We start from the raw sequence: 22,366 nt of genomic DNA, 5'->3' as shown, positions 1-22,366 counted from the left end.
CCCGGTGGGATGCGCGCCAGATGACCGGCCGGGCACCGGACGGACCGGCCCTGCTGCCCAACTTCATCGCAGGTGAGTTCGTTGCCACTGGTCGTCGCTTCACCAAGCACAGCCCGGTCACCGGGGAGCCGCTCTTCGAGGTTGTTGCGGCAGATCAGTCTGGAGTGGACGACGCGGTGGCCGCCGCCCGTGCCGCGCTGCGCGGCCCCTGGGGTCGGCTCGGCGAACGAGAGCGCGCCGAGGTGCTGCTCCGGGTCGCCGACGAGTTGGAGCGCCGCTTCGATGACCTGGTCACCGCCGAGGTGGCCGACACCGGTAAGCCGATCTCACAGGCCCGGACGCTGGACATCCCGCGCGGCGCGGCCAACTTCCGGGCCTTCGCCGAGATCGCCGCGACCACCCCGACCGAGTCGTTCAGTACCCGCACCCCATCCGGTGGTCGGGCGCTGAACTACGCGCTGCGCAAGCCGGTCGGCGTGGTCGCCGTGGTCGTCCCGTGGAACCTGCCGTTGCTCCTGCTCACCTGGAAGGTCGCGCCCGCGTTGGCGTGCGGCAACGCGGTGGTGGTCAAGCCCAGTGAGGAGACACCCGCCTCGGCGACCCTGCTCGCCGAGGTGATGGCCGCTGCCGGCGTGCCCGAGGGCGTCTTCAACGTGGTGCACGGCTTCGGAGCCGGCTCGGCGGGGGAGTTCCTCACCCGGCACCCTGACGTCGACGCGATCACCTTCACCGGCGAGTCGACCACCGGCGGGGCCATCATGCGGGCCGCCGCCGACGGGGTGAAGGCGGTCTCTTTCGAGCTGGGCGGCAAGAATGCCGGGCTGGTCTTCGCCGACGCCGACCTGTCGGCGGCGGTGGACGGCTCGGTGCGGTCCAGCTTCACCAACGGTGGCCAGGTCTGCCTCTGCACCGAACGCATCTACGTGCAGCGTCCGGTCTTCGCGGAGTTCACCGCCCGGCTGGCCGAGCGGGCCGCCGCACTGCCGTACGGGTGGCCCGCCGACGAGGCCACGATGAACATGCCGCTGATCTCGCCCACCCACCGGAAGAAGGTGCTCGGCCACTACGAGCTGGCCCGCGCCGACGGGGCGGAGGTCCTCGCCGGCGGGAGTACGCCCCGCTTCGGCGACGCCCGCGACGGCGGCGCGTACATCCAGCCGACGGTGCTCACCGGGCTCGGCCCGGATGCGCGGACCAACCGGGAGGAGATCTTCGGCCCGGTCGTGCACGTGGCGCCCTTCGACGACGAGGAAGAGGCGTACGCGTTGGCCAACGGCACCGAGTACGGCCTAGCGGCCGCGGTGTGGACCCGGGACGTGGGTCGGGCCCACCGGGCCGGTGCCCGGTTGGACGCGGGGATCGTCTGGGTCAACACCTGGTATCTGCGTGATCTGCGTACCCCGTTCGGCGGGGTGAAGGCCTCCGGCGTCGGCCGGGAGGGCGGCATTCACTCGCTGGGTTTCTATTCCGAGCTCACCAACGTCTGTGTGGACCTGACATGACTGTCGACTACGAGACCGCCGCCCGGGAGCTCATCGAGGCTCGGGAGAGCGGTAAACCCTGCCCACCGCTGCGCGGGCGGCTCATTCCCGACGGGGACATTGACTCGGCGTACCTCGTGCAACAGGCGCAGGTGCGCCAGTGGCTGCGGCAGGGGCACCGGCGAGTGGGCGCGAAGATCGGTCTGACCTCTGCGGCGGTGCAGGAGAGCCTCGGCGTATATCAGCCGGACTTCGGGGTGCTGACCGAGGTGACGGCGGTGCCCGACGGGGTGGAGGTGCCACCGGGTCGGCTGCTCCAGCCCCGGGTGGAGGCCGAGATCGCGTTTGTGCTCGGGGCGGACCTGCCGGACGAGCGGATCACCACCGCCGACCTGACCCGGGCGGTTGATCACCTGTTGCCGGCGATTGAGATTGTGGACTCCCGGATCGCCGGCTGGGATATTGCCATCGTGGACACCATTGCGGACAACGCCTCCAGCGGGCTGTTCGTGCTGGGTACCACGCCCCGCCGGCTCGCCGACGTGGATCTGCGGCTTGCCGGCATGGTGCTGGAGCAGGCCGGTGAGCCGGTCTCGGTCGGTGCCGCGGCGGCCTGCCTCGGCAACCCGCTGCACGCGCTGGCCTGGCTGGCCCGGACCCTCGCCCGCTCCGGCGATCCGCTGCGGGCGGGCGACGTGGTGCTCTCCGGGGCGCTCGGCCCGCTGGTGCCGGCGACGCCCGGCGCCGCATATGAGGCGCGGATTTCCGGCCTCGGATCGGTACGTACCTGCTTCGCGAAGGAGGTCGAGGAGTGAGAGTCGGGGTGGCAGTGCTCGGTTCCGGGAATATCGGGACCGACTTGATGATCAAAGTTTTGCGGCTAAGTGACAGCCTGCAGATGGTGGCCATGGCGGGCATCGACCCGGATTCCGACGGACTGGCCCGGGCCCGGCGACTCGGCGTCACCACCACCGCCGAGGGGGTGGCGGGGCTCGTGGCGCTACCCGAGTTCGCCGATGTGGCGCTGGTCTTCGACGCCACCTCCGCCGGGGCACACCGACACCACGACGCCGTGCTGCGCGCCCACGGTCGGACCGTGGTCGACCTGACCCCCGCCGCGGTCGGGCCGTACGTGGTGCCGCCGGTCAACCTGGACGAACACCTGCAGGAAGCCAACGTCAACATGGTCACCTGCGGCGGGCAGGCGACCGTGCCGATCGTCGCTGCCGTCGCCCGGGTCACCCCGGTCGCGTACGGGGAGATCGTCGCCTCGATCTCCGCGAAGTCGGCCGGGCCGGGCACCCGGGCCAACATCGACGAGTTCACCGAGACCACCGCCCGGGCGATCGAGGTGGTTGGCGGCGCCGAGTTGGGCAAGGCCATCATCGTGCTCAACCCGGCGGACCCGCCGCTGCTGATGCGGGACACCGTGTACTGCCTCTGCCCGGACCCGGACGCGGACCGCGCTGCGATCGCCACCGCCATCGCCGACATGGTCCGGGACGTACAGGAGTACGTCCCCGGCTACCGCCTGAAGCAGGATGTGCAGTTCGACCGGGTGGACAGCTACCTGCCGGAGCTCGGTCGGCGCCTCACCGCCCTGCAGGTCTCGACGTTCCTGGAGGTCTCCGGGGCCGGGCACTACCTGCCCACGTACGCGGGCAACCTGGACATCATGACCTCGGCCGCGTTGCGTACCGCGGAGCGGCTGATCGCCCGGCGGGCGGTGCCGGCATGACCCAGCTCTACCTCCAGGATGTGACGCTGCGGGACGGGATGCACGCCATCGCCCACCGCTACACCGTTGACCAGGTGCGCACGATCGCCGCCGCGCTCGACGCCGCCGGAATCGCGGCGATCGAGGTGGCGCACGGCGACGGGCTGGCCGGGTCGAGTGTCAACTACGGGCACGGTGCGGCGAGCGACGCGGAGTGGATCGCGGCGGCGGCCGAGGTGCTGACCTCGGCGCGGCTGACCACGCTGCTGGTGCCCGGAATCGGCACCATCGCCGACCTGAGGGCGGCGCGGGATCTCGGCGTCACCAGCGTGCGGATCGCCACTCACTGCACCGAGGCCGACATCTCCGCCCAGCACATCGGTTGGGCCCGGGAGAACGGGATGGACGTCTCCGGGTTCCTGATGATGGCCCACATGAACGACCCGGCCGCGTTGGCGGGGCAGGCCAAGCTGATGGAGTCGTACGGGGCGCACTGCGTCTACGTCACCGACTCCGGCGGTCGGCTGCTGATGTCCGATGTGGCCGAGCGAGTCGACGCGTACCGTCAGGTGCTCGAGCCGGAGACGCAGATCGGCATCCACGCCCACCACAACCTCTCACTCGGGGTGGCGAACAGCGTGGTCGCGGTGGAGCACGGCCGGGTCCTCGGGGATGGGCCGCTGGACGCGCCGGCCGGCCGTACCGTCCGGGTCGACGCCTCCCTCGCCGGGCAGGGTGCGGGCGCGGGCAACGCGCCGCTGGAGGTCTTCGTCGCGGTCGCCGAGTTGCACGGTTGGGAGCACGGCTGCGATGTCTTCGCGTTGATGGACGCGGCCGAGGACGTGGTCCGGCCGTTGCAGGACCGACCGGTACGGGTGGACCGGGAGACGCTCTCGCTGGGCTACGCCGGCGTCTACTCCAGCTTCCTTCGGCACGCCGAGCGGGCGTCCGAACGCTACGGCGTGGACGTCCGCTCGATCCTGGTCGAGCTGGGCCGGCGGCAGATGGTCGGCGGGCAGGAGGACATGATCGTGGATGTGGCGCTGGACCTGGCCGGCAAGGAGGAGACGTGATCGGAGCAGATATCGCCGGGATCGCCGGTCAGCTGGCCGCGGCGGCCGACCGGGGTACGGCGATCGGCCAACTCGCCGCCGAGACCGGGCTCGACGTCGACGCCGCGTACGCGGTGCAGGCCGAGTTGGTGCGGCGCCGGCTGGACCGGGGTGAACAGCTGGTGGGCCTCAAGATGGGGCTGACGAGTAAGGCGAAGATGGCCCAGGTCGGGGTGGACGAGGTGATCTGGGGCCGGCTCACCGACCGGATGCGGGTCGCCGACGGTGGCACCGTCTCGGTCGGAGACTTCATCCACCCCCGGGTGGAGCCGGAGGTGGCCTTCCTGCTGGACCGGCAGCCCGAGCCGGGTGAGCCGGTCGCGGAGTTCGCCACCGCGGTCCGCGCGGTCGCCCCGGCCATCGAGCTGATCGACTCCCGGTACGCGGATTTCACCTTCTCGCTGCCGGACGTCATCGCGGACAACACGTCGGCGGGGGCCTTCGTGGTGGGGCCGTGGTGCCCGGTTCCGGACGGCCTGGACAACCTCGGCGTGCTGCTGGAGATCGATGGTCAGGTCGCCCAGGTGGGGTCGACCGCGGCGATCCTGGGTGACCCACGTCGGGCCTTCGACGAGGGAGTTCGGCTCGCCGGTCAGCATGGCGTGCGGCTCCACCCGGGCTGGGTTTTCCTGGCCGGTGCCGCGACGGCCGCCGTCGCGCTGCGACCCGGCGCGCACGTCCGTGCGGTGGTGGAGAAGCTCGGCGCCGCATCGCTGCGGGCGGCGGCGTGACCGGCGGCGTGACCGGCGGGGCGCCACCGGTGCTGGACTCCGGTGGGCGGGCAGCCGCCCGGGTCGTGGCCGGGAAGGCCGTGCCCCGTGGGGCCTTTCCACACGTCAAGGTGGCCGGCGGCTTCATCTTCGTCTCCGGCACCTCCTCCCGCCGCCCGGACAACACCTTCGCGGGAGTCGCCGTTGACGAGTTCGGCACCACCAACCTCGACATCCGGGCGCAGACCCGGGCGGTGATCGCGAACATCCGGGATCTGCTCGAGCCGGTCGGCGCCGGGTTGGCCGACCTGGTGCAGGTGACCAGCTATCTGGTCAACATGAACGACTTCGGTGGCTACAACGAGGTGTGGGCGGAGTTCTTCGACGCGAGCGGGCCGACCCGGACCACGGTGGCGGTCCACCAGCTACCGCACCCGCACCTGTTGATCGAAATGCAGGCCGTCGCCCTGCGCCCCGAAGGAGGTCCGTTGTGAGCGAGATCGCTGCGCCGTTCAGCTTCCCCGGCTGGATCGTGGACAACCAGCACCTGCTGAAGCCACCGGTGGGCAACAAGGAACTACTCCCCGGCAGTTCCGACTTCATCGTCATGGTCGTCGGTGGGCCGAACCAGCGTACCGACTATCACGTCGAACCGTACGAGGAGTTCTTCTACCAGGTCAAAGGAGACATGCACGTCAACCTGATGCTCCCGGAGGGGCCGCAGACGGTGCACATCCGGGAGGGGCAGATGTGGATGCTGCCGCGCGGAGTTCCGCACTCGCCGCAGCGGCCGGAGGCCGGCTCGATCGGTGTGGTGATCGAGCGGGTCCGCGAGGAGGGCACCCTGGAACGGTTCCAGTGGTACTGCCCCGAGTGCGCCAACAAGGTGCACGAGGTGGAGTTGCAGGTCCGGGACATCGCCGCCGACCTGCCCCCGGTCTTCGCCACCTTCTACGCCGACGAGGCGGCGCGGACCTGCGACCAGTGCGGCACGCTGCATCCGGGCAAGGGCTGATGGGTAGCCCCGTTATCGATGTGCACTCGCACGCTGTACCGCGGGGTTGGCCGGACCTCGCCGCGGCCTGCGGTGGTTCTGGCTGGCCCTGGCTGCGGGTCGACTCCGAACGCGCTGCGATGATCATGGTCGGCGAGATGGAGTTCCGCCCGGTCGGCGCGGAGTGCTGGGACCCGGCGATCCGGTTGGCGGACATGGCCGCCGACGGTGTCGATGTGCAGGTGGTCTCGCCAACGCCCGTCTTCTTCAGCTACGACCGCCCCGCCGCCCAAGCGGCCCGGGTGGCTCGGATCTTTAACGACCGCATGCTGGAGATCACGGCCGCCGGAGACGGCCGGCTGGTGCCGTTCTGCCAGGTGCCGTTGCAGGACCCGGAGGCCGCCAGCGCCGAACTGGACCGCTGTCTCGCCGCTGGGCACGCCGGGGTGGAGATCGGCAACCACGTCGGCGACCTCGACCTGGACGACAGCGGCATCGTCGAGTTCCTCACCCACTGCGCCGAGGTTGGCGCGCCGGTCTTCGTCCACCCGTGGGACATGCCCGGCGGGCCACGGCTGGATCGGTGGATGGCGCGGTGGCTTACCGGGATGCCGGCCGAGACCCACCTGTCGGTGCTGGCGATGATTCTCGGCGGGGTCTTCGACCGGGTGCCGGAGACGTTGCGGATCTGCTTCGCGCACGGCGGTGGCAGCTTCCCGTTCTGGCTAGGCCGCGCGGACAATGCCTGGCGCCGTCGCGGAGATCTGGTCCGCGGCGCCTCGACCCGTCCCCCCAGCTCGTACGTGGACCGGTTCTTCGTCGACTCGGTGGTGTTCGAACCGGCGGCGCTGCGGCTGTTGGTCGACACGATCGGTGTCGACCAGGTGCTGCTCGGCAGCGACTATCCGTATCCACTGGGGGAGCGGCCGGTCGGTGCGGTCGTGCACCGCTCCGATTTCCTCACCCCGAACCAACGGGCCGGACTGCTCGGCGGCAACGCGCTGCGTTTTCTCGCCGCCGAGGGGCAGGGCGAACCCACCGCGGCCGACCCGTACGGCCTGTCGGGGCGGCGGTCCGATTGGGCAGCGGGCAGGATTACGGCATGACCGAGCCGCACGATCTGACCGCACTGGAGCAGGCTGCCGCGATCGCCAGCGGCGAGCGGACCAGCCGGGAACTGGTCGAGCACCACCTGACCCGGGTGGCGGCGCTCGGGGACACCGTCGGTGCGTTCGTTACCGTGACCCCGGAGCTGGCCCTCGCTGCCGCTGACGCGGCGGACGCCGTCGGGCGCACGGCCCGCGGACCATTGCACGGCGTGCCCACGGCGATCAAGGATCTGACCCTCACCGCCGGCGTACGCACGACCTTCGGCTCCGCGGCCTTCGCCGACTTCGTACCGCCGGTCGACGCGGACGTGGTCCGCTTCATCCGGGCCGCCGGCCTGGTCAGTCTCGGCAAGACCACTACCTCCGAGCTGGGCTGCTCGCTCTACTCGGAAGGGCGGGTCGCACCGCCCGCCCGTAACCCGTGGGATCTCGCCTACACCGCCGGCGGCTCCAGCGGTGGTGCGGCGGCCGCGGTGGCAGCCGGTCTCCTTCCGGTGGCCCAGGGCTCCGACGGCGGCGGCTCGCTTCGTATCCCGGCCTCGTTGTGCGGGTTGGTCGGCTACAAGCCCAGCCGTGGGGTGGTCTCCGGCGGCCCGATCGGCTTCGGGGCGTACGGCCTGCCGACCAGCGGCCCGATCGGGCGGACGGTGGCCGACGTGGCCGCGTTGCTCGACGTGTTGGCGCAGCCGGTTCCCGGTGAGCCCTATCTGGCCCCGCCACCACCGGCCGGGGGTTGGCTCGCGGCGGCCCGGACCGCCACGCCAGGCCGGCTGCGGATCGGCCGCTTCACCACCCCGATGCTCGCCGACGAGCCCGTCCACCCGGACTGTGCCGCCGCCGTGGACCAGGCCGCCGCCCTACTTACCGCCGCCGGGCATGAGGTGGTCGAGGTGCCGCCGCCGCTGACGCCGACGGCATGGCCGCTGTTCGAAACCGTCTGGTACGTGCTCTCGCTCGCCCCGGTGCCGCCCGAGCGGGAGAGTCAGCTACTGCCGTTGACCCGGTTGCTGCGGGACCGCGGGGCGGCGATCTCCGCTGCCAGCCTCACCGCCGCGCTCGGTGAGCTCCAGGCGCAGGTCCGGCTCGGGATACGCCGGACCGCCGGCTGCGATCTGCTGCTCTGTCCCACCCTCGCCGCACCGCAGGCGCCAGTGGGTTGGTTTACCGATGTTCGTGACCCAACGGACGACTTCGACCGTCAACGTAGGTTTTCACCGTATTGTGCAATTTTTAACGTCACGGGTGACCCCTCGGTGTCGCTCCCGGTGGGTACCACCGCTGACGGGCTACCGGTCGGGGTCCTCCTCAGCGGCCGGCTGGGCAACGACGCGCAGCTGCTCGCCGCCGCCGCCCAGCTGGAGCAGCTCAGTGGGGGGTGGGATCGCCACCCCGCAATCTGGCGGGCGGTCGGCTCCGCTAACGTGAATACCACAAGCGGAGTCGGGGACTCGTACACCTGACCGTCCACCCGACCCGGATTCCTGGTCTCTCTTTCGCCTGGGGGCGTTGGGATTGTCTGTAACCGATACGTTGCTGGTCTTCGTCGGAATCCCGGCGGTAGCAGCGCTGGTAATCGCTGGTGTGGCATACGCCGCCAGCAGCCGCGGCGCTGGTGGCGGTGGCAAGCGCTACCGGCCCGGCCGGCCCTTCGACTTCACTCCGGTCTGGTTCCTGAGTAGTCCGGAGGCGCTGGTCGACTCGGCGGGCACCGCACTGACCGCCGGCGCCCAGACGCCCGCGCTGACGGGCCGTAAGCAGGAGCAGGCCGGCCAGCAGGCGCCGGCCGGTGGAACCGGAGGCGCAAGTGACCGTTGGTGAGCTGCAGTCGTCGTCCGAGACGGCGGCCCCGCCGGAGCTGGACGGCCCGTTCTCGACCCGTCAGCTGCTCCGCGTCGACGAGGCCATGCGCCTAGCCGACGAGAGCACCGGGCTGACCTTCTCGATTTTCGTCGGTGGCCTCGACGAGCCGGTCCGGGAAGACGCCGAGCGGCGGCACCGCCAGCTCGCCGACCCCGACCGGTCGGTCCTGATCGCGATCTCGCCGAACCAACGGCAGCTGGAGATCGTCACCGGCCAGCACGCCCGCCGCCGCATCCCGGACACGTACGCGCGGCTTGCCGCGCTGTCGATGGTGGCCGCCTTCGGGGGCGGCGACCTGACCGGCGGCATCGTCACTGGCCTGGACCAGCTGGCTAGCCACGCCGGTAAGGGCTGCTGACCCTCAGCAGGCACTCGGCCCGGGGCCGGTGTGGGCGAACGCTCCACACCGACCCCGGGCCGTTGCGTGTCAGCCGCTTCGGGCGTCCCGCGCCCGGGCCTTGAGGGCCCGGACGACGCCGTCGCGGCCCTCGGCGACCAGCCGCCGCAGCGGTGCCGGTTGGCCCGCGCCGGCCAGCCACTCGTCGGTCGCCGCCACGGTTTCCTCCTCCACCAGGTACGCCGGGTACGCCAGCAGGGCGAACTCCTGCGCCGGCTCACTGTCCCGGCTGGCCCAGACCTGCGCAATGGTGGCGAAGTACCGCTCCCGGTAGGGGCGGACCAGCTCGACCTGCGCCGGGTGGGCGAAGCCCCGCAACAATGCGCGGTGCCGCCAGTTCGGCAGCGGCTCCGGACCCGTCAACCGGGCCCAGACGGCTGCCTTGTTCTCCGGTGTGGGCACGAGCGCGTGCGCCAACGCGGCTTCCCGCTCGCCGCTGGCAGTACGGTCGGACGCCAGCTCCGCCTCGATGTCGTCGGGGCCGGCCGCGCCGTTGGTCACCAGCGCGGTCAGCACCGACCACCGCAGCTCGGTGTCCATGCGCAGCCCGGACGGGACCCCGTTCCCCTCCAGCCAGCCACGCAACGCCGCCAGGTCCTCAGCCGACCGAGCGGCGGAGGCGTACGCCCGGGCCCAAGCGAGCTGGAAGCCGCTGCCCGGCTCGGCGGCGGCGAGGGCGGTCTTCGCGGTGCGGGCCAGGTCGGCCCAGCCGCTCGGTGCCCACGCCGGGTCGGCGTAGAAGGTGAGGGCGGTGGTGACCTGCCGCAGGGTGGCGGTGACCAGGTTGATGTCGGTCTCGGCGGGGAGGCCGGCGAGCACCAGCGCCACATAGTCCCGGGCGGCCAGCTCGGCGTCACGGATCATGTCCCACGCGGCGGTCCAGCACAGCGCCCGCGCCAGCGACGACTCGAAGCCGGTGATGTGCTGCACCACGGTGGCCATCGACCGCTCGTCGAGCCGCAGCTTGGTGTAGGTCAGGTCGTCGTCGTTGAGCAGCAGCACGTCCGCGGCGGGAACCCCGGCCAGCTCGGCCAGCTCCGTCGTCTCGCCGACGACGTCGACCTCCAACCGCTCGCGGCGGACCAGCCCGCCGTCGGTGCGGTCGTAGAGGCCGACCCCGATCCGGTGGGTACGCAGGGTCGGGTGGTCGGCCGGCGCCTCCTGGCGGACCACGACCCGCTGGTAGTTGCCATCGGGGCCGATGGTCAGCTCCGGGCGCAGCGTGTTCACCTGGGCGGTCTCCAGCCACTGGGCGGCGAACTTGCGTAGCTCCCGCCCGGAGGCCGCCTCCAGCTCGGAGAGCAGGTCGTCGAAGGTGGCGTTACCCCAGGCGTGCTTGCGGAAGTACGACCGGAGCCCGGCCACGAACGGCTCCTCGCCCACGTACGCGACGAGCTGCTTGAGCACGCTCGCGCCCTTGGCGTATGTGATCCCGTCGAAGTTGACCTCGACCGCCTCCAGGTCCGGCATCTCGCAGTAGACCGGGTGGGTGGAGGAGAGCTGGTCCTGTCGGTAACCCCAGTTCTTGCGGACGGACAGGAAGGTGGTCCACGCCTCGGAGAAGCGGGTCGCGTGGGTGTTGCACCAGTGGCTGGCCCACTCGGCGAACGACTCGTTCAGCCAGAGGTCGTTCCACCAGCGCATGGTGACCAGGTCGCCGAACCACATGTGCGCCAGCTCGTGCAGGATCGTGTTGGCGCGCTGCTCGTACTCGAAGTCGGTGACCTGCGACCGGAAGATGAACAGCGACTCGGCGTGCGTGACACAGCCGAAGTTCTCCATCGCGCCCGCGTTGAAGTCCGGCACCCAGAGCTGGTCGTACTTGGGCAGCGGGTACCGAATGTCGAACTGGGCGTGGAAGAAGTCGAAGCCCTGCTTCGTGACCAGGAAGAGATCGTCGGCGTCCAGGTACTGCGCCATCGAGGCGCGAACGAAGACACCCAGGTCGATGCCGTCGTGGCTGTCCCGCACCTCGTGGTAGGGCCCGGCGCAGAGCGCGGTGATGTAGGTGCTCATCCGCACCGACTCGACGAAGTGGACCGTCTTGCCGCCCTCGCCGGCCGGCTCCTCCCGCTCCACCGGCATGTTGGAGACGACCTTCCAGTGCTCCGGCACGGTGGCGTGCCAGGTGTAGACACTCTTGAGGTCGGGTTGGTCGAAGGCCGCGTAGACCCGTTGCGCGTCCGCCGTCTCGAACTGGCTGTAGAGGTAGGTCTCGCCGTCGACCGGATCCACCGTGCGGTGTAGCCCCTGACCACTGGTGGAGTACGCGAAGTCCGCGTCCACCACGAGGGTGTTCTCCGCGGCCAGGTCGGGCAGGGTGAGCCCCGCCTCCGCCGACCAGCCACCCAGCTCCAGTGCGGTGCCGTTCAGGGTGGCCGACCGGACCGAGTTCGCGGCGACCTCGATGAAGGTGCTCGCTCCCGGCTCACTGCACCGGAACCGGACCTCCGTCCGGGACCGGAACGTGTCGCCTTCGGCCTGCACGGCGCTCGACAGGTCCAGGTTGATGTCGTACCCGGTCACGTCGAGTAGCCGGCTTCGCTCAATGGCCTCCGCCTGCGTCAGGTTGCGCACTCCCGGCACTGTTCGTCTCCATCTCTCGTCTCACCGCACGCTGACCGCGGCGTCGTCGGGCAACCGCTCGTAGCGGTCGCGCGAGTCGAGTCTTACACGCACCTGGTTCGGTGGGTGGGACAGGTCACGGTCTCTATCCGTGTTGTGCCTGGGAACTTGCGGCGAGGATCGGGGCAGGCGCCGAAAACCGGCGCACCGGTTGTGAAGGGACTTCACTGTGAGTGAGCGTGTCACCGTCGACATGTGGTTCGACCCGATCTGCCCGTGGGCGTGGATCACCTCTCGTTGGCTGCTGGAGGTCGAGCGGGTCCGGCCCGTGGAGATCCGCTTTCACGTGATGAGTCTGTCCGTGCTCAACGAGGGCCGGGACCTGCCCGCGGAGTACCAGGCGCTGATGAAGTCCGGATGGGGTCCGGTTCGGGTCTGTGTCGCCGCCGAGCAGCGGTACGGCACCGGGGCGCTGCGGGACCTCTACACCGCGCTGGGCAACCGGATCCACCTGCAGTCCGAGCAGCTCACCGGGGAGCTGTTCACCGCTGCCCTGACCGATGCCGGGCTGGATCCGGAGCTGGCCGGGGCCGCCGACAGCACCGAGTTCGACGAAGCGCTGCGCGCCAGCCACGAGGCGGGCATGCGGCCGGTCGGCACCGACGTGGGCACCCCCGTCATCCACGCCCCCGGCGCGGACGGGAATCCGGTCGCCTTCTTCGGCCCGGTCGTCACCCCGGCTCCCCGGGGCGAGGCCGCCGGCCGGCTGTGGGATGGAGTCTTGCTGGTCGCCGGCACACCGGGCTTCTTCGAACTCAAGCGCTCCCGTGAGCTCGGCCCCATCTTCGACTGAGTGCGAGGCGGGCCCCCGGGCATCGCTGGGAGATGGCAGGGGCCCGCAGTACCGCCGGTGCCGGCGGGTTGCTCCGGCGCGCAGCGGTGGGCCCGGACACCGGGGGTGAGCGATACCGGTAGCGTCAGCGGGCATGACGGTCGCCCATCCAATCGCCCGGGCCTGGATCACCACCGGCGGCACCGGCGCGCAGAACTACGACGAGTTCGCCGACGACGCGGAGATCACCTCGATCATTGAGGTGAATCCGCACAGCGCCCTCGGCATCGAGATGCCGCATCGGGCCCCGGAGAGCCGGGGGAAGGCCTTTCTCGACGCGCTCCCGGAGGCGGTAGCCCGGCTTGCCGAGGCGAAGGCGGCGGGCAGCTACACCCCCGCCGAGCAGGTGGTGGTCCTCTACCGGATCAGCGCCCCGCAGGAGGAGCCCGGGTACGGGCTGTTCGTCATGGTCGACACCGACCAGATTTCCACCAGCGCCGCCGAGCCGGGCTTGGTCATCCGCAACGAGGATGTCTTCATCGCCAAGGTGCGCGAGCGGGTGGCCTTGGCCGAGGCGCTGGGGCATCTGCTGTCGCCGGTGCTCCTGCTGCAGACCGGCCGGGGCGACGAGCTGCACACCGCCCTCGCGGCGGCGGCCGACCGGGCCGGGGTGCCGGCGGCGACCGACATCGACCAGACCGGACGGACGCACGCCATCTGGCTGGTCGGTCCGGGCGAGCAGCAGGACGAGTTGACCGCTCTGGCCGGCGGTGGCGAGCTGGTCGTCGCCGACGGCAACCACCGCAGTCTGGCGGCCCAGACCGGCGGGCTGTCGCGCTTCCTGGCCGTGGTCACCACGCCGGCCTCGGTCGCCATCGCCCCGTACAACCGGTTGGTTGACGAGCTCACCACCAGCCCGGCTGAACTGATCGACCGGCTCCGCGCGGCCGGCGCCAAGATAGAGCCGATCGACGGCCCGGTCGAGGTCCCGGCGGCCGGCGGCACCATCCACCTCCGGCTTCCCGATGCGGCGTACGCCGTAAGCCTGCCCCAGGTCGGCGCGGGGCGCCTGGAGAACCTGGACCATGCCCTGGTCGAGCGGTTGCTGTTGCGGGACACGCTGGGGCTGGACCCGGGCGACAAGCGGATCACTTACGTCGGCGGCGACTATCCGGCGAGCTGGCTCACCGGTGAGGTTGACGCCGGCCGCGCCGAGCTGGCCGTGCTCGTCGCACCGGTGACCGTGGACGACTTCGTCGCGGTGAACCTGGCGCGGGAGAAGATGCCCCGCAAGAGCACCTGGTTCACCCCGAAGGCCCGTGGCGGCCTGGTCGTCGCCGAGCTGCTGTCCGGACCGGGCAGAGGATAGGCGTACCCGCCCGGGCTGTCGGACGTCTTCCCGGACTGTCTGACGTCTTCCCGGAGTGTGCTGAAGTTGTCTCCGACCGACCCGCGGGCGTCGGTCGGAGACACCTCCTGTCAGACTGCCGGTATGCGTGTCTACCTGGGATCCGACCACGCCGGTTTCGAGCTGAAGGCGCACTTGGCCAACCACCTGGCCAAGGAGGGGTACGACGTGGTTGACGTCGGCCCGCACGCCTACGACCCGGACGACGACTACCCGGCGTTCTGCCTACACACCGGCGACCGGGTGGTTGCCGACCGGGGTAGCCTCGGCGTGGTTATCGGGGGCTCCGGCAACGGGGAGCAGATCGCCGCGAACAAGATCGACGGTGTACGGGCCGCGCTGGCCTGGAGTATCGATACCGCGCACCTGGCCCGGGAGCACAACAACGCCAACATTGTCGCGATCGGCGGGCGGCAGCACACCCTCGATGAGGCCACCGCCATCGTCGAGGCGTTCCTGACCACCCCGTTCTCCGAGAAGCAACGGCACACCCGCCGCATCGACCAGGTGGCCGACTACGAGCGCACCCGGAAGCTTCCGGACCTGCCCTGAACCGGGCCGTTCACCGACGGGGGAGGTCCTCGCGCGGAACCCAGTTCCGGCGGACCAGGACTACCCGGGCCTCCGCCTCCGCCAGGTCCTGCTCCGTCGGTTGGGTGGCGTCCCGGGCCCGCATCGCCGCGGTCACGCTCAGCTGCGACGAGCCCGAGCCAACCAGGCCCCGCAGCCCGCGTTCGCTCTCCTCGGCGCTGCCCCGGCGGACCCGGGACGGCCGGCCGTCGCTCTGCCCCCCGGCCGCTGTCCGAGCCGGGCTCGGACTCTCGGTGGTGTGGTCAGCGGGTTTCCGGTGTCGCCGCCGTCGTCGTTCCACGTCACCCACCAACCGACCGTACCCCGGGTTGTCCGAAGATCTCCACGACAGCGGAGGCCGGTGCTGACCGGACCCACATTTGTGTGCTGGCTACCCTCGATAGGCAGACGGGGTCCGCCGGTCCCCGTCTGGTCCAGGGGAGGGACGACATGGCCGACCAGACGCAACCGTGGGCCGAGCGGACCGTCGAGGTGCCGCCGCAGTCAGGCGTCGGGGTGCCGCCGCAGCCCGGGATCGGGGTGCCGCCGCAGCGGGGAGCCGGGATACCGCCGCAGTCCGGGATCGGGGTGCCGCCGCAGCCGGAGGCAGGGATGCCGCCGCAGCCGGATGCCTTCCAGCGGGGGGTGGCCTCGGTAGGGCAGAGCGGTGCCGGTCGGACCACGCCGTTCCCGGTGGTCGAGCCGGAGGAGGGCGGAGCGGGCTGGCCGGAGGCGCGGGCTTCGCGTCGGCCGATGAGCTGGCACCTCGCGCAGCTCCGCCCGGGCCGGGAGTGGAGCGCCGGCGGAGCGCTCTTCGCGTTCGTCTGTTGGGGGATCTGGGCGCTCTCGGGTGGCGGCAACCTCGCCGCACCACTGTTGATCTTCCTGCTGAGTCTGCTGGTCGCGGTCGGGCTCTTCGCCCTCGCCCGGCTCGTTGGCCGGGTGGTACTGGAGCAGCGGCTGGGCCGGGTGCGACGCGGCGCCCGCGGCGCGCACCTGGTGACGGCGGTCTTTCTCGTCAGCCTCGGCTTCGGGTGGCTCAAGCAGACCGAGTGGGTGGTTTCGTTCTGGAGCTGGATCACCAACAGCTGACGGGGCGGGTCTTCCGTCCGTTGACTTGAGCCGGCGTTGAGTGGGGCTCGGGAGAATCGGTCGGCTCAGCTTGGAGTCGGACTCGAGGAGCCCCGTGACGTACGCATCAGTGGCCGGTCTGGTTGCCGACCGTGCCGTTCCTGTTGCGGTGGCGGGCTGATGGGTTGGCTCCGGCGAATCGTCTCCGAGTTGGCGTTCGGCCTGAGCCTGTTCGGGGCATCGGTCGTCGGAATGGACCCCCGGGAAATTCTGCGGGGCGGTCGGGCCCGCTGGGGTGACGCGGCGTCCGCGGGCGGTGCCTTGCGGGAAGGCGGTTCTGCTCCGGCCGACAGCTTCCCTCCGGCCGTTGACGGGTCGCCGGCTGGCGCTTCCAGGCCGCGGCGGGTTATCGAGCAGCCGCCGCCGGGTCACCCGGAGCGGCTGGTCCCAGATCAGCCCCTCACCGACGAGGAGCGGGGGATCTGGCTCCAGTTGTGGTGATCGTCCGGGCCCCGCGTGCTGCATTGCCGGCGGGGATGACGACTGCTAGGCTTCACGTGTAAGTAAAAAATGACACGTGAAGGGGTCTTGTGTCAGTGGGCGGACCGACCGGAGACGACCTGGTCGAGATGCTGGCGGCTCTGGCCAATCCGATTCGACTGCGCATCGTCGCGGCCTTGGCCGGTCGTCGTGACTACGTGAGCCAGCTGGCCCGCGAGCTTGGAGTGAGTCGTCCACTCCTGCACATGCATCTGCGGCGGCTGGAGGCGGCAGGCCTGATCACCGGCCGGCTCGAGCTCTCCGACGATGGCAAAGCCATGAAGTACTACGAAGTCACCGACTTCGACCTGCACCTGACCGCATCGGCGGTGGCCGAGGCGGCTCAGACCCTCACCCGGCCGGACCCAGGAAAGGGTCCCGCACCCAAGGAGTCAACGTAATGGACCCGCTTGGAGGGGAAATGTCCTGGCCAACGACAGTCTTTCTGCTGGTCGTGGTCATCGTGGCGGCCTTCCTGGTCGCCCTGGTCATCGTCGGGCTGTTCGAGGGCCGAAAAGAGAAGCGGGCAGCCGCCCGCGCAGACGACCTGCGCCAGCTCGTGCACCGGTTCGAGAAGCTCGCCGAGAACACTCTCGACGCCCAGCAGCGAAGCGCCGTTGACCTCGCCGAACTACGAACCCGTACCGCATCGATCGAACACATCCTCCGCAGCGTGGAATGAGAGGGAAATCGATGAAAGGAATCCGTTTCTACGCGTACGGCTCGTCCGAGGTCCTCGCCCTTGAAGATCTCGAGATGCCGGCCGTCGGTGCCGACGACGTGCTGGTCCGGGTGCGGGCCGCCTCGGTCAACCCGGTGGACTGGCACATGATGCGCGGTAGCCCGTACATCACCCGGGCCCAGGGTGGGCTGACCCGTCCCAAGGCGAACACGCTCGGGTACGACCTGGCCGGGCAGGTCGAGGCGGTGGGCAGTAACGTCACCACGCTCGAGGTCGGAGACGAGGTGTTCGCCCTGCAGCAGGGGGCGTTCGCCGAGTACGTCACGATGCGCCACGACGCCGGAGTGCTGAAAAAGCCGGCCCGCCTGACCCTGGAACAGGCCGCCTCCGTGCCGGTGGCCGCCCTCACCGCCTACCAGGCGCTACGGCACCACGGGCGGCTGCAACCCGGTCAGCGGCTCCTGGTCAACGGCGCGGCGGGCGGCGTGGGCACCTTCGCCGTACAGATCGGCAAGGCACTGGGAGCCGAGGTGACCGGGGTCTGCAGCAGCCGAAACGTCGAGTTGGTCCGCGATCTGGGTGCCGACCATGTCATCGACTACACCACAGCGGATTTCACCCACGGCGGACGACGCTACGACCTGCTCCTCGACAACGTCGGTAACCACTCGCTCCTCGCCTGCCGACGCATGCTCACCCCGCGGGGCACACTCATCCTCAACAGCGGTACGGGCGACGGGCTGCTCGGTCCGCTGGCTCGCGTACTCCGTGGGCTCGCCCTGTCGCCGTTCGTACGGCAACGCCTGGTGTTCTTCGTGGCGAGCCCCAACCGGGACGACCTGGCGGCGCTGTGCGATCTCTTCGAATCCGGAAAGGTCACCCCGGTCCTCGACCGGACCTACCCCCTGAGCGAGGTGCCCGAGGCGATCAGCTACCTGGAGGAAGGCCACGCCCGGGGAAAAGTCATCATCACCATCTGACCGACCGTTTCGCCCCTTCGGTGGTGTCCCGTCAGCGCCGGGCGGGCGGTAGTCCGTGCTGGAACCGCATGGCGCTACCGAGTTGGGTCGATTTGCCGGGAGGCAACGTGAGCCGGAGCGCCGCGAACACCGACGACCGACGCAGCGAGGGCACCGCCGGCACGGTCGGTGGGCGACGGGGCTCCTGGGCCGGGTACGGCGCCGCCCTCTGGTCGCTGTCGTTCGCCGGGTTGAGCTTTCACTGGGCGGCTGGCGGCCTGTTGGGACAGGGCACGCTCGGCCCGGCCGTTGAAGGGCCGGCGCTGGCCCGGGAGCCGGCCTTCGTCGCTCTGCTCTGGACGACGGCGGTGCTCAAGCTGATCGCCGCGCCGCTCGGCCTGGCGCTGGCCACCGGACGCCCTCGCCGGACACCACGCTGGATGCTGCTGCTCGCCGGGTGGGGCGCTGCCGTGCTGCTGTTCCTGTATGGCGTGGCGAACCTGGCTCAGCACCTGCTGATCGTGACCGGGGTGGTCGATCTACCCGCCGGCCTCGGCGCGGCTCTGCCCTGGCACCTGTTCCTCTGGGACCCGGTCTGGCTCTCCGGCGGCGCGCTGTTCACAATCGCCGCGATCTCCTTCACCCGCTCGTCGCGGGAGCCCAGGAAGACGAAGTGACACCGGCCGTACGGGTGAGAGCCCCTCGTCGCACGACATAGGACAGGGCGAAGCCCGTCAGCAAGACCATCAGCAACGGCAACAAGCTGGCGTCCTCGGACATGTTCACGAACAGCGGCGTCTCGGTCTCGCTGCGCACCGCACCCAGATCCGTGGCCCCACCGGTCAGCATCGCGGGCAACCAGTGCAGGGCGTACTCCCGGGGTGCCTCGGTCGAGCTGAACCTCATCATCACGAACGCCACGAGCGCCGCGTTGATCGCAATGGCACCACCAACCACGCTGACGAGGGTCGCGTGGAGTGAGTGCCGGTGTCGTACCAAGCTTGCGGTGGAGAAGAGGACCGCGGCCCAGAGCGCGGCGGCCAGCATCACCGCCAACGAGCGCGTACCGAGCGGCCCCGTGATCACCGTCAGCGCTGTTACCGATGCGGTAAGGGCCGCCATCATGGGCAGAAGTCGCCAGTGCCGCCGTTTGGCCAGCTTCCCGCCAAGCACGACGGCTGCCGCCAACAGTGCTACTACTACCCCGGTGTAGAGCAGGTCGTCGGACATGGGGCCCCTTCCCGCAGGACTCTTCGATGCGGCAGTGGACCCTAGCAATGGCGGGTCGGCTTCGCTATCCCGGAAAGTGGGCGCCGCGCCGGGAACGGTTAGTGGCCCCAAGTGCGCGACCTCTCCTCCTCGGCCATCCACTTCTGCCAGAGCTGCGCGGCGCCGGCGAAGGAGCGGTCGCGGGCGAGGCCGCGCGCCAGCCGCAACGGTACCGGTGCGTCGACCCAGATCGCGTAGGCGAGCCGACCGACCGTGTCGCGGCGGGTGCAGGTGAGTCCTTCGAAGATCACGACCGGGGCCCAGGGTTGGGTCTTCCACTCGCCGAGCCTGTTGCCGTACCAGTCGGTCCAGTCCCGCGCTTGATAGTGGGCATCCTGGCCGCGTAGCAGCGGGGTGAGTACCTGGGCGTCGAAGCGAGGCCACCAGCCGGCGAAGTTGTCCCACGATATGAAGTCGTCGATCTCGATGATCGGCGCCTGGAGCGCTGCCGAGAGGTCACGGGCAAGGTGGCTCTTTCCGGAACCGCTCGGGCCGTCGATGCCAACGATGCGAATGCCGTTGATCGGCCTACGGGCGGCAATAGCGGCGGCAAGCCGATCGATGGTGTTGACGGCCATGGCGAGACCCTACTGTGCTGACCAACTGGCACGTGGCTGGCACGGCACGGCCGCGTGTTTGTCCGGCGGATGTGGCTTACCGCCCCCTGGGCTGTCGGGCCCCGGGAGGCGACTTGCCGTGTCGCCGGCTCTCCACCCGGCGGGTACAGATCGGGACAGCGCCGGCCCAGGGGCCTCCGGTACGGTCCGCCGGGTGAACCCTGCAGCGAGGCGTGCATCTACCGTTCGCATTCTCGGCAATATGGCCCTGGTCGCCGGCTTCCTCGTCTCGGTCATCACGCTGTCAAGCGACAGCGGGTGGACCGAGGTGCACATCCTGGCAGGCTTCCTCGTCGCCACCGGGATTGGACTGCGCATCGAAGCCGCGATCAGCGAATCTCGGACCTGAGCCGGAGGGGCTGTGACTGCTATCACGCCCCCGGCGCGCCCGGTGGCACCGTCGTCCAGGTAACGAGAACGGCCCAGGTCCGGCGATCACGCCGTAGACCTGGGCCGGAGTGCGTGGAGCGGGCGACGAGAATCGAACTCGCACCGTCAGTTTGGAAGACTGAAGCTCTGCCATTGAGCTACGCCCGCGACGGCCTCTGTGTGGAAGCGCGCCGACAGCTTACCCAATGCCGCCGACCTCCGCGTAGCCTGCCCATGGCTGTGGTCGGGAACGAACCCCGGGCACGGGGCCGGGCGGGCTCGGGAGAGCGCTGCTTCCGCTCCGTGCGGCGCGACCGAGGGGCTCCCGCTGCCGCTACCCCGAGCCGGCCGGTGGGCTCCGCCGGTCGACCCAACGGCGGAACACGCCATCGGATGTGGCCCCGGGGAACTGTGCGGTGGCGTGGACGGCATAGACTGCATCCCGCCACGGGGTGTGGCGCAGCTTGGTAGCGCACTCGCTTTGGGAGCGAGGGGCCGTGGGTTCAAATCCCGCCACCCCGACTGTCGTTCGCGGCCGGGTCGACCCGGGTGCCGCCGTTCTACGTGTGGTTCCTGGGCACTGCCTGCAGGCCGTACCGGCTCGCCTACACTCGATGGGCTGTAGACAGCGCCCAGACCACCAAGATCCGTCAAGGAGTACGCCTGTGAAGAGCACCGTCGAGACTCTGAGCCCGACGCGCGTGCGGCTCGCCATCGAGGTGCCGTTCGTCGAGCTCGAGCCGAGCCTCAAGAAGGCGTACCGGGAGATCGGCCAGCAGGTCCAGGTTCCCGGCTTCCGCCGGGGGAAGGTTCCGGCCGCCGTGATCGATCAGCGGGTCGGCCGGGGCACCGTGCTCAACGAGGCGGTCCAGGAGGCCATCCCGCAGAACATCCTCTCGGCGGTGCGTGAGCATGACCTGAAGACGCTTGGTCGTCCCGAGGTCGAGATCACCGAGTTCGCGGACGGTGACTCGCTCAACTTCACCGCCGAGGTGGACATCCGGCCGGAGCTCAACCTCCCCGACCTGTCGACGGTCGAGGTGACCGTTGACGAGCTGAAGATCGATGACAGCGAGATCGATGAGCAGGTGCAGAGCCTGCGGGAGCGGTTCGCGACGCTGAAGACCGTCGAGCGGGCGGCCGCCGAGGGCGACTTCGTGCAGATCGACCTGAACGCGACCGTTGACGGCGAGGAGGTCCCGGGCGGCTCGGCGACCAACCTCTCGCACGAGGTCGGTAGCAAGCAGCTCCTGCCGGGCCTGGACGAGGCCGTCGTCGGTCTGGCTGCCGACGCGAGCACCACCTTCACCACGCAGCTGGTCGGCGGGGACTACGCCGGCCGCGACGCCGAGGTCTCGGTGACCGTCCGTACGGTCAAGGAGAAGGAGCTGCCGGAGCTGGACGACGACTTCGCCGAGCTGGCGAGTGAGTTCGACACCATGGCGGAGCTGCGCGACGACGTCCGCGAGCGGGTGACCCGGAGTAAGCAGGTCGAGCAGATCTACGCTGCCCGGGACAAGGCCCTCGAGCAGATTGTCGAGACGGCCGAGGTGCCGGCGCCGGAGGGCGTTGTCCGCGAGGAGGTCGAGAGCCGCAAGGCGGCGATGGTGGATCAGCTCGAGCGGATCGGCGCCTCGATGGAGGAGTACCTCGCTTCCGAGGAGAAGACCGAGGAGCAGATCAACACCGAGCTGACCGAGGCGGCCACCCAGGGCGTGAAGGTTCAGCTCCTGCTGGACACGGTCGCCGACGCGCAGGAGATTCAGGTCTCCGACGACGAGTTCGGCCACGAGATCGTGCACCGGGCGCAGCGCGCCGGGGTGGCTCCGCAGCAGTTCTACGACCAGCTGGTCCGCTCCGGTGCCGCCGGCGCGATCTTCGGTGACGTCCGGCGGGGCAAGGCCCTGGCCTCGATCATGGATCACATCACGATCAAGGACGCCAACGGCGAGGTGGTCAGCCTCGACGCCCTGCGGGCCGAGAACGAGGCCGCGCACGCTCACGCGGAATGATCTTTGGTTTCGGCCGCCGTCCCCGCCGTTGGCTGGGGCGACGGCCGAAACCTGTTTTTGGGGTACGCCCGACCGGGCTGCGCTGAGAGCGA

The 22,366-nt window shown here is 70.2% G+C and carries 26 protein-coding genes and 2 tRNA genes; 23 read left to right on the top strand and 5 right to left on the bottom strand.

The window, feature by feature from the left end; genetic code table 11:
- The first annotated feature begins 20 nt into the window (after positions 1–20).
- Genes SALPAC2_RS0110820 through SALPAC2_RS0110770 form a run of 11 tightly spaced genes read left to right on the top strand, consistent with a single transcriptional unit; the run spans position 21 to position 9,341 of the window.
- Positions 21–1,502: a 2-hydroxymuconic semialdehyde dehydrogenase gene (locus SALPAC2_RS0110820; RefSeq protein ID WP_026184617.1), complete on the top strand. Its 1,482-nt coding sequence runs from the start codon at positions 21–23 to the stop codon at positions 1,500–1,502.
- Positions 1,499–2,296: a 2-keto-4-pentenoate hydratase gene (locus SALPAC2_RS0110815; protein WP_018216671.1), complete on the top strand. Its 798-nt coding sequence runs from the start codon at positions 1,499–1,501 to the stop codon at positions 2,294–2,296. Before SALPAC2_RS0110820 ends, SALPAC2_RS0110815 begins: the two co-directional genes overlap by 4 nt.
- Positions 2,293–3,219, top strand: a complete 927-nt coding sequence (locus tag SALPAC2_RS0110810; protein WP_026184616.1) for an acetaldehyde dehydrogenase (acetylating) — start codon at positions 2,293–2,295, stop codon at positions 3,217–3,219. Before SALPAC2_RS0110815 ends, SALPAC2_RS0110810 begins: the two co-directional genes overlap by 4 nt.
- On the top strand, positions 3,216–4,271 hold the full coding sequence (gene dmpG / locus SALPAC2_RS0110805) for a 4-hydroxy-2-oxovalerate aldolase (RefSeq protein WP_018216669.1): 1,056 nt from the start codon (positions 3,216–3,218) through the stop codon (positions 4,269–4,271). The genes SALPAC2_RS0110810 and dmpG overlap by 4 nt, the downstream gene beginning before the upstream one ends.
- Positions 4,268–5,041, top strand: coding sequence for a 2-keto-4-pentenoate hydratase (locus SALPAC2_RS0110800; RefSeq protein WP_018216668.1), 774 nt, complete (start codon positions 4,268–4,270; stop codon positions 5,039–5,041). Before dmpG ends, SALPAC2_RS0110800 begins: the two co-directional genes overlap by 4 nt.
- An 8-nt stretch (positions 5,042–5,049) precedes the next feature.
- A complete protein-coding gene (locus SALPAC2_RS0110795) occupies positions 5,050–5,514 on the top strand; it encodes a RidA family protein (protein ID WP_026184615.1) in 465 nt (154 codons plus the stop codon).
- Positions 5,511–6,035, top strand: a complete 525-nt coding sequence (locus tag SALPAC2_RS0110790; protein ID WP_018216666.1) for a 3-hydroxyanthranilate 3,4-dioxygenase — start codon at positions 5,511–5,513, stop codon at positions 6,033–6,035. The genes SALPAC2_RS0110795 and SALPAC2_RS0110790 overlap by 4 nt, the downstream gene beginning before the upstream one ends.
- Positions 6,035–7,120 (top strand): amidohydrolase family protein, encoded by a 1,086-nt coding sequence (locus tag SALPAC2_RS0110785; protein ID WP_026184614.1) that lies wholly within the window; start codon positions 6,035–6,037, stop codon positions 7,118–7,120. Before SALPAC2_RS0110790 ends, SALPAC2_RS0110785 begins: the two co-directional genes overlap by 1 nt.
- The gene (locus SALPAC2_RS0110780; protein WP_018216664.1) at positions 7,117–8,583 is read left to right on the top strand and encodes an amidase; all 1,467 of its coding nucleotides are present in this window, start codon (positions 7,117–7,119) and stop codon (positions 8,581–8,583) included. Before SALPAC2_RS0110785 ends, SALPAC2_RS0110780 begins: the two co-directional genes overlap by 4 nt.
- A 52-nt stretch (positions 8,584–8,635) precedes the next feature.
- Positions 8,636–8,941: an aa3-type cytochrome oxidase subunit CtaJ gene (gene ctaJ / locus SALPAC2_RS0110775; protein ID WP_449619024.1), complete on the top strand. Its 306-nt coding sequence runs from the start codon at positions 8,636–8,638 to the stop codon at positions 8,939–8,941.
- Positions 8,928–9,341: a DUF5130 family protein gene (locus SALPAC2_RS0110770; RefSeq protein ID WP_018216662.1), complete on the top strand. Its 414-nt coding sequence runs from the start codon at positions 8,928–8,930 to the stop codon at positions 9,339–9,341. The genes ctaJ and SALPAC2_RS0110770 overlap by 14 nt, the downstream gene beginning before the upstream one ends.
- A 69-nt stretch (positions 9,342–9,410) precedes the next feature.
- On the opposite strand, the gene pepN is transcribed toward SALPAC2_RS0110770, so the two are convergent.
- Positions 9,411–11,957, bottom strand: a complete 2,547-nt coding sequence (gene pepN, locus SALPAC2_RS0110765; protein ID WP_018216661.1) for an aminopeptidase N — start codon at positions 11,955–11,957, stop codon at positions 9,411–9,413.
- Between the two features lie 217 nt (positions 11,958–12,174).
- On the opposite strand from pepN, the gene SALPAC2_RS0110760 reads away from it, so the two are divergent.
- The 3 genes from SALPAC2_RS0110760 (at position 12,175) to SALPAC2_RS0110750 (ending at position 14,737) form a co-directional block, all read left to right on the top strand.
- Positions 12,175–12,798 carry a mycothiol-dependent nitroreductase Rv2466c family protein gene (locus tag SALPAC2_RS0110760; protein ID WP_018216660.1) on the top strand — a complete coding sequence of 208 codons (624 nt, stop codon included), beginning with the start codon at positions 12,175–12,177 and terminating at the stop codon, positions 12,796–12,798.
- A gap of 133 nt (positions 12,799–12,931) precedes the next feature.
- Positions 12,932–14,146 carry a DUF1015 family protein gene (locus SALPAC2_RS0110755; protein WP_018216659.1) on the top strand — a complete coding sequence of 405 codons (1,215 nt, stop codon included), beginning with the start codon at positions 12,932–12,934 and terminating at the stop codon, positions 14,144–14,146.
- 123 nt (positions 14,147–14,269) lie between these two features.
- Entirely contained in the window at positions 14,270–14,737 is a 468-nt protein-coding gene (locus tag SALPAC2_RS0110750; protein ID WP_018216658.1) for a ribose-5-phosphate isomerase, read from the top strand.
- A gap of 10 nt (positions 14,738–14,747) precedes the next feature.
- On the opposite strand, the gene SALPAC2_RS0110745 is transcribed toward SALPAC2_RS0110750, so the two are convergent.
- Positions 14,748–15,065, bottom strand: a complete 318-nt coding sequence (locus SALPAC2_RS0110745) for a hypothetical protein (RefSeq protein WP_018216657.1) — start codon at positions 15,063–15,065, stop codon at positions 14,748–14,750.
- A gap of 140 nt (positions 15,066–15,205) precedes the next feature.
- Here SALPAC2_RS0110745 and SALPAC2_RS0110740 point away from each other — a divergent pair, with 140 nt between their 5' ends.
- The 6 genes from SALPAC2_RS0110740 to SALPAC2_RS0110715 all read left to right on the top strand — a co-directional run bounded on the left by SALPAC2_RS0110740 (position 15,206) and on the right by SALPAC2_RS0110715 (position 18,684).
- Complete coding sequence (locus SALPAC2_RS0110740) at positions 15,206–15,847, top strand: hypothetical protein (protein WP_026184613.1); 642 nt, start codon at positions 15,206–15,208, stop codon at positions 15,845–15,847.
- A 159-nt stretch (positions 15,848–16,006) separates the two neighbouring features.
- Complete coding sequence (locus SALPAC2_RS0110735; protein ID WP_018216656.1) at positions 16,007–16,327, top strand: DUF6059 family protein; 321 nt, start codon at positions 16,007–16,009, stop codon at positions 16,325–16,327.
- A gap of 89 nt (positions 16,328–16,416) precedes the next feature.
- The gene (locus SALPAC2_RS0110730; RefSeq protein WP_033662009.1) at positions 16,417–16,767 is read left to right on the top strand and encodes an ArsR/SmtB family transcription factor; all 351 of its coding nucleotides are present in this window, start codon (positions 16,417–16,419) and stop codon (positions 16,765–16,767) included.
- On the top strand, positions 16,767–17,048 hold the full coding sequence (locus SALPAC2_RS0110725; protein ID WP_033660542.1) for a hypothetical protein: 282 nt from the start codon (positions 16,767–16,769) through the stop codon (positions 17,046–17,048). Before SALPAC2_RS0110730 ends, SALPAC2_RS0110725 begins: the two co-directional genes overlap by 1 nt.
- Positions 17,049–17,059: 11 nt before the next feature.
- Positions 17,060–18,028, top strand: a complete 969-nt coding sequence (locus SALPAC2_RS0110720) for an NAD(P)-dependent alcohol dehydrogenase (protein WP_018216653.1) — start codon at positions 17,060–17,062, stop codon at positions 18,026–18,028.
- 107 nt (positions 18,029–18,135) lie between these two features.
- The gene (locus SALPAC2_RS0110715; RefSeq protein WP_018216652.1) at positions 18,136–18,684 is read left to right on the top strand and encodes a DUF3995 domain-containing protein; all 549 of its coding nucleotides are present in this window, start codon (positions 18,136–18,138) and stop codon (positions 18,682–18,684) included.
- Here SALPAC2_RS0110715 and SALPAC2_RS0110710 read toward each other — a convergent pair.
- A complete protein-coding gene (locus SALPAC2_RS0110710) occupies positions 18,647–19,237 on the bottom strand; it encodes a hypothetical protein (RefSeq protein WP_018216651.1) in 591 nt (196 codons plus the stop codon). The genes SALPAC2_RS0110715 and SALPAC2_RS0110710 overlap by 38 nt on opposite strands.
- A gap of 98 nt (positions 19,238–19,335) precedes the next feature.
- Positions 19,336–19,854, bottom strand: a complete 519-nt coding sequence (locus SALPAC2_RS24705) for a uridine kinase family protein (protein ID WP_018216650.1) — start codon at positions 19,852–19,854, stop codon at positions 19,336–19,338.
- Positions 19,855–20,095: 241 nt separating this feature from the next.
- On the opposite strand from SALPAC2_RS24705, the gene SALPAC2_RS27520 reads away from it, so the two are divergent.
- Entirely contained in the window at positions 20,096–20,242 is a 147-nt protein-coding gene (locus SALPAC2_RS27520; RefSeq protein WP_018216649.1) for a hypothetical protein, read from the top strand.
- Positions 20,243–20,356: 114 nt separating this feature from the next.
- On the opposite strand, the gene SALPAC2_RS0110695 is transcribed toward SALPAC2_RS27520, so the two are convergent.
- Positions 20,357–20,430 (bottom strand) — tRNA-Gly (locus tag SALPAC2_RS0110695).
- 280 nt (positions 20,431–20,710) lie between these two features.
- Here SALPAC2_RS0110695 and SALPAC2_RS0110690 point away from each other — a divergent pair.
- Together SALPAC2_RS0110690 and tig are read left to right on the top strand one after the other, a co-directional pair.
- Positions 20,711–20,784: transfer RNA gene (locus tag SALPAC2_RS0110690), tRNA-Pro, on the top strand.
- A gap of 143 nt (positions 20,785–20,927) precedes the next feature.
- Entirely contained in the window at positions 20,928–22,274 is a 1,347-nt protein-coding gene (tig, locus tag SALPAC2_RS0110685; protein ID WP_018216648.1) for a trigger factor, read from the top strand.
- Positions 22,275–22,366 lie beyond the last annotated feature (92 nt).

The sequence above is a fragment of the Salinispora vitiensis genome, from assembly GCF_000378825.1.
GTDB classification, from domain to species: domain Bacteria; phylum Actinomycetota; class Actinomycetes; order Mycobacteriales; family Micromonosporaceae; genus Micromonospora; species Micromonospora vitiensis.
Note: the sequence above shows the minus strand (reverse complement) of the source record. Positions and strands in the feature narration are given on the sequence as shown.

Coding starts and splice junctions, on each gene's coding strand:
- dmpG (WP_018216669.1), top strand. CDS start 3,216: ATGACCCAGCTCTACCTCCAGGATGTGACGCTGCGGGACGGGATGCAC.
- SALPAC2_RS0110820 (WP_026184617.1), top strand. CDS start 21: ATGACCGGCCGGGCACCGGACGGACCGGCCCTGCTGCCCAACTTCATC.
- SALPAC2_RS0110740 (WP_026184613.1), top strand. CDS start 15,206: ATGGCCGACCAGACGCAACCGTGGGCCGAGCGGACCGTCGAGGTGCCG.
- SALPAC2_RS0110785 (WP_026184614.1), top strand. CDS start 6,035: ATGGGTAGCCCCGTTATCGATGTGCACTCGCACGCTGTACCGCGGGGT.
- SALPAC2_RS0110725 (WP_033660542.1), top strand. CDS start 16,767: ATGGACCCGCTTGGAGGGGAAATGTCCTGGCCAACGACAGTCTTTCTG.
- SALPAC2_RS0110780 (WP_018216664.1), top strand. CDS start 7,117: ATGACCGAGCCGCACGATCTGACCGCACTGGAGCAGGCTGCCGCGATC.
- SALPAC2_RS24705 (WP_018216650.1), bottom strand. CDS start 19,854: ATGGCCGTCAACACCATCGATCGGCTTGCCGCCGCTATTGCCGCCCGT.
- SALPAC2_RS27520 (WP_018216649.1), top strand. CDS start 20,096: ATGGCCCTGGTCGCCGGCTTCCTCGTCTCGGTCATCACGCTGTCAAGC.
- SALPAC2_RS0110710 (WP_018216651.1), bottom strand. CDS start 19,237: ATGTCCGACGACCTGCTCTACACCGGGGTAGTAGTAGCACTGTTGGCG.
- SALPAC2_RS0110755 (WP_018216659.1), top strand. CDS start 12,932: ATGACGGTCGCCCATCCAATCGCCCGGGCCTGGATCACCACCGGCGGC.
- SALPAC2_RS0110735 (WP_018216656.1), top strand. CDS start 16,007: ATGGGTTGGCTCCGGCGAATCGTCTCCGAGTTGGCGTTCGGCCTGAGC.
- SALPAC2_RS0110815 (WP_018216671.1), top strand. CDS start 1,499: ATGACTGTCGACTACGAGACCGCCGCCCGGGAGCTCATCGAGGCTCGG.
- SALPAC2_RS0110750 (WP_018216658.1), top strand. CDS start 14,270: ATGCGTGTCTACCTGGGATCCGACCACGCCGGTTTCGAGCTGAAGGCG.
- SALPAC2_RS0110720 (WP_018216653.1), top strand. CDS start 17,060: ATGAAAGGAATCCGTTTCTACGCGTACGGCTCGTCCGAGGTCCTCGCC.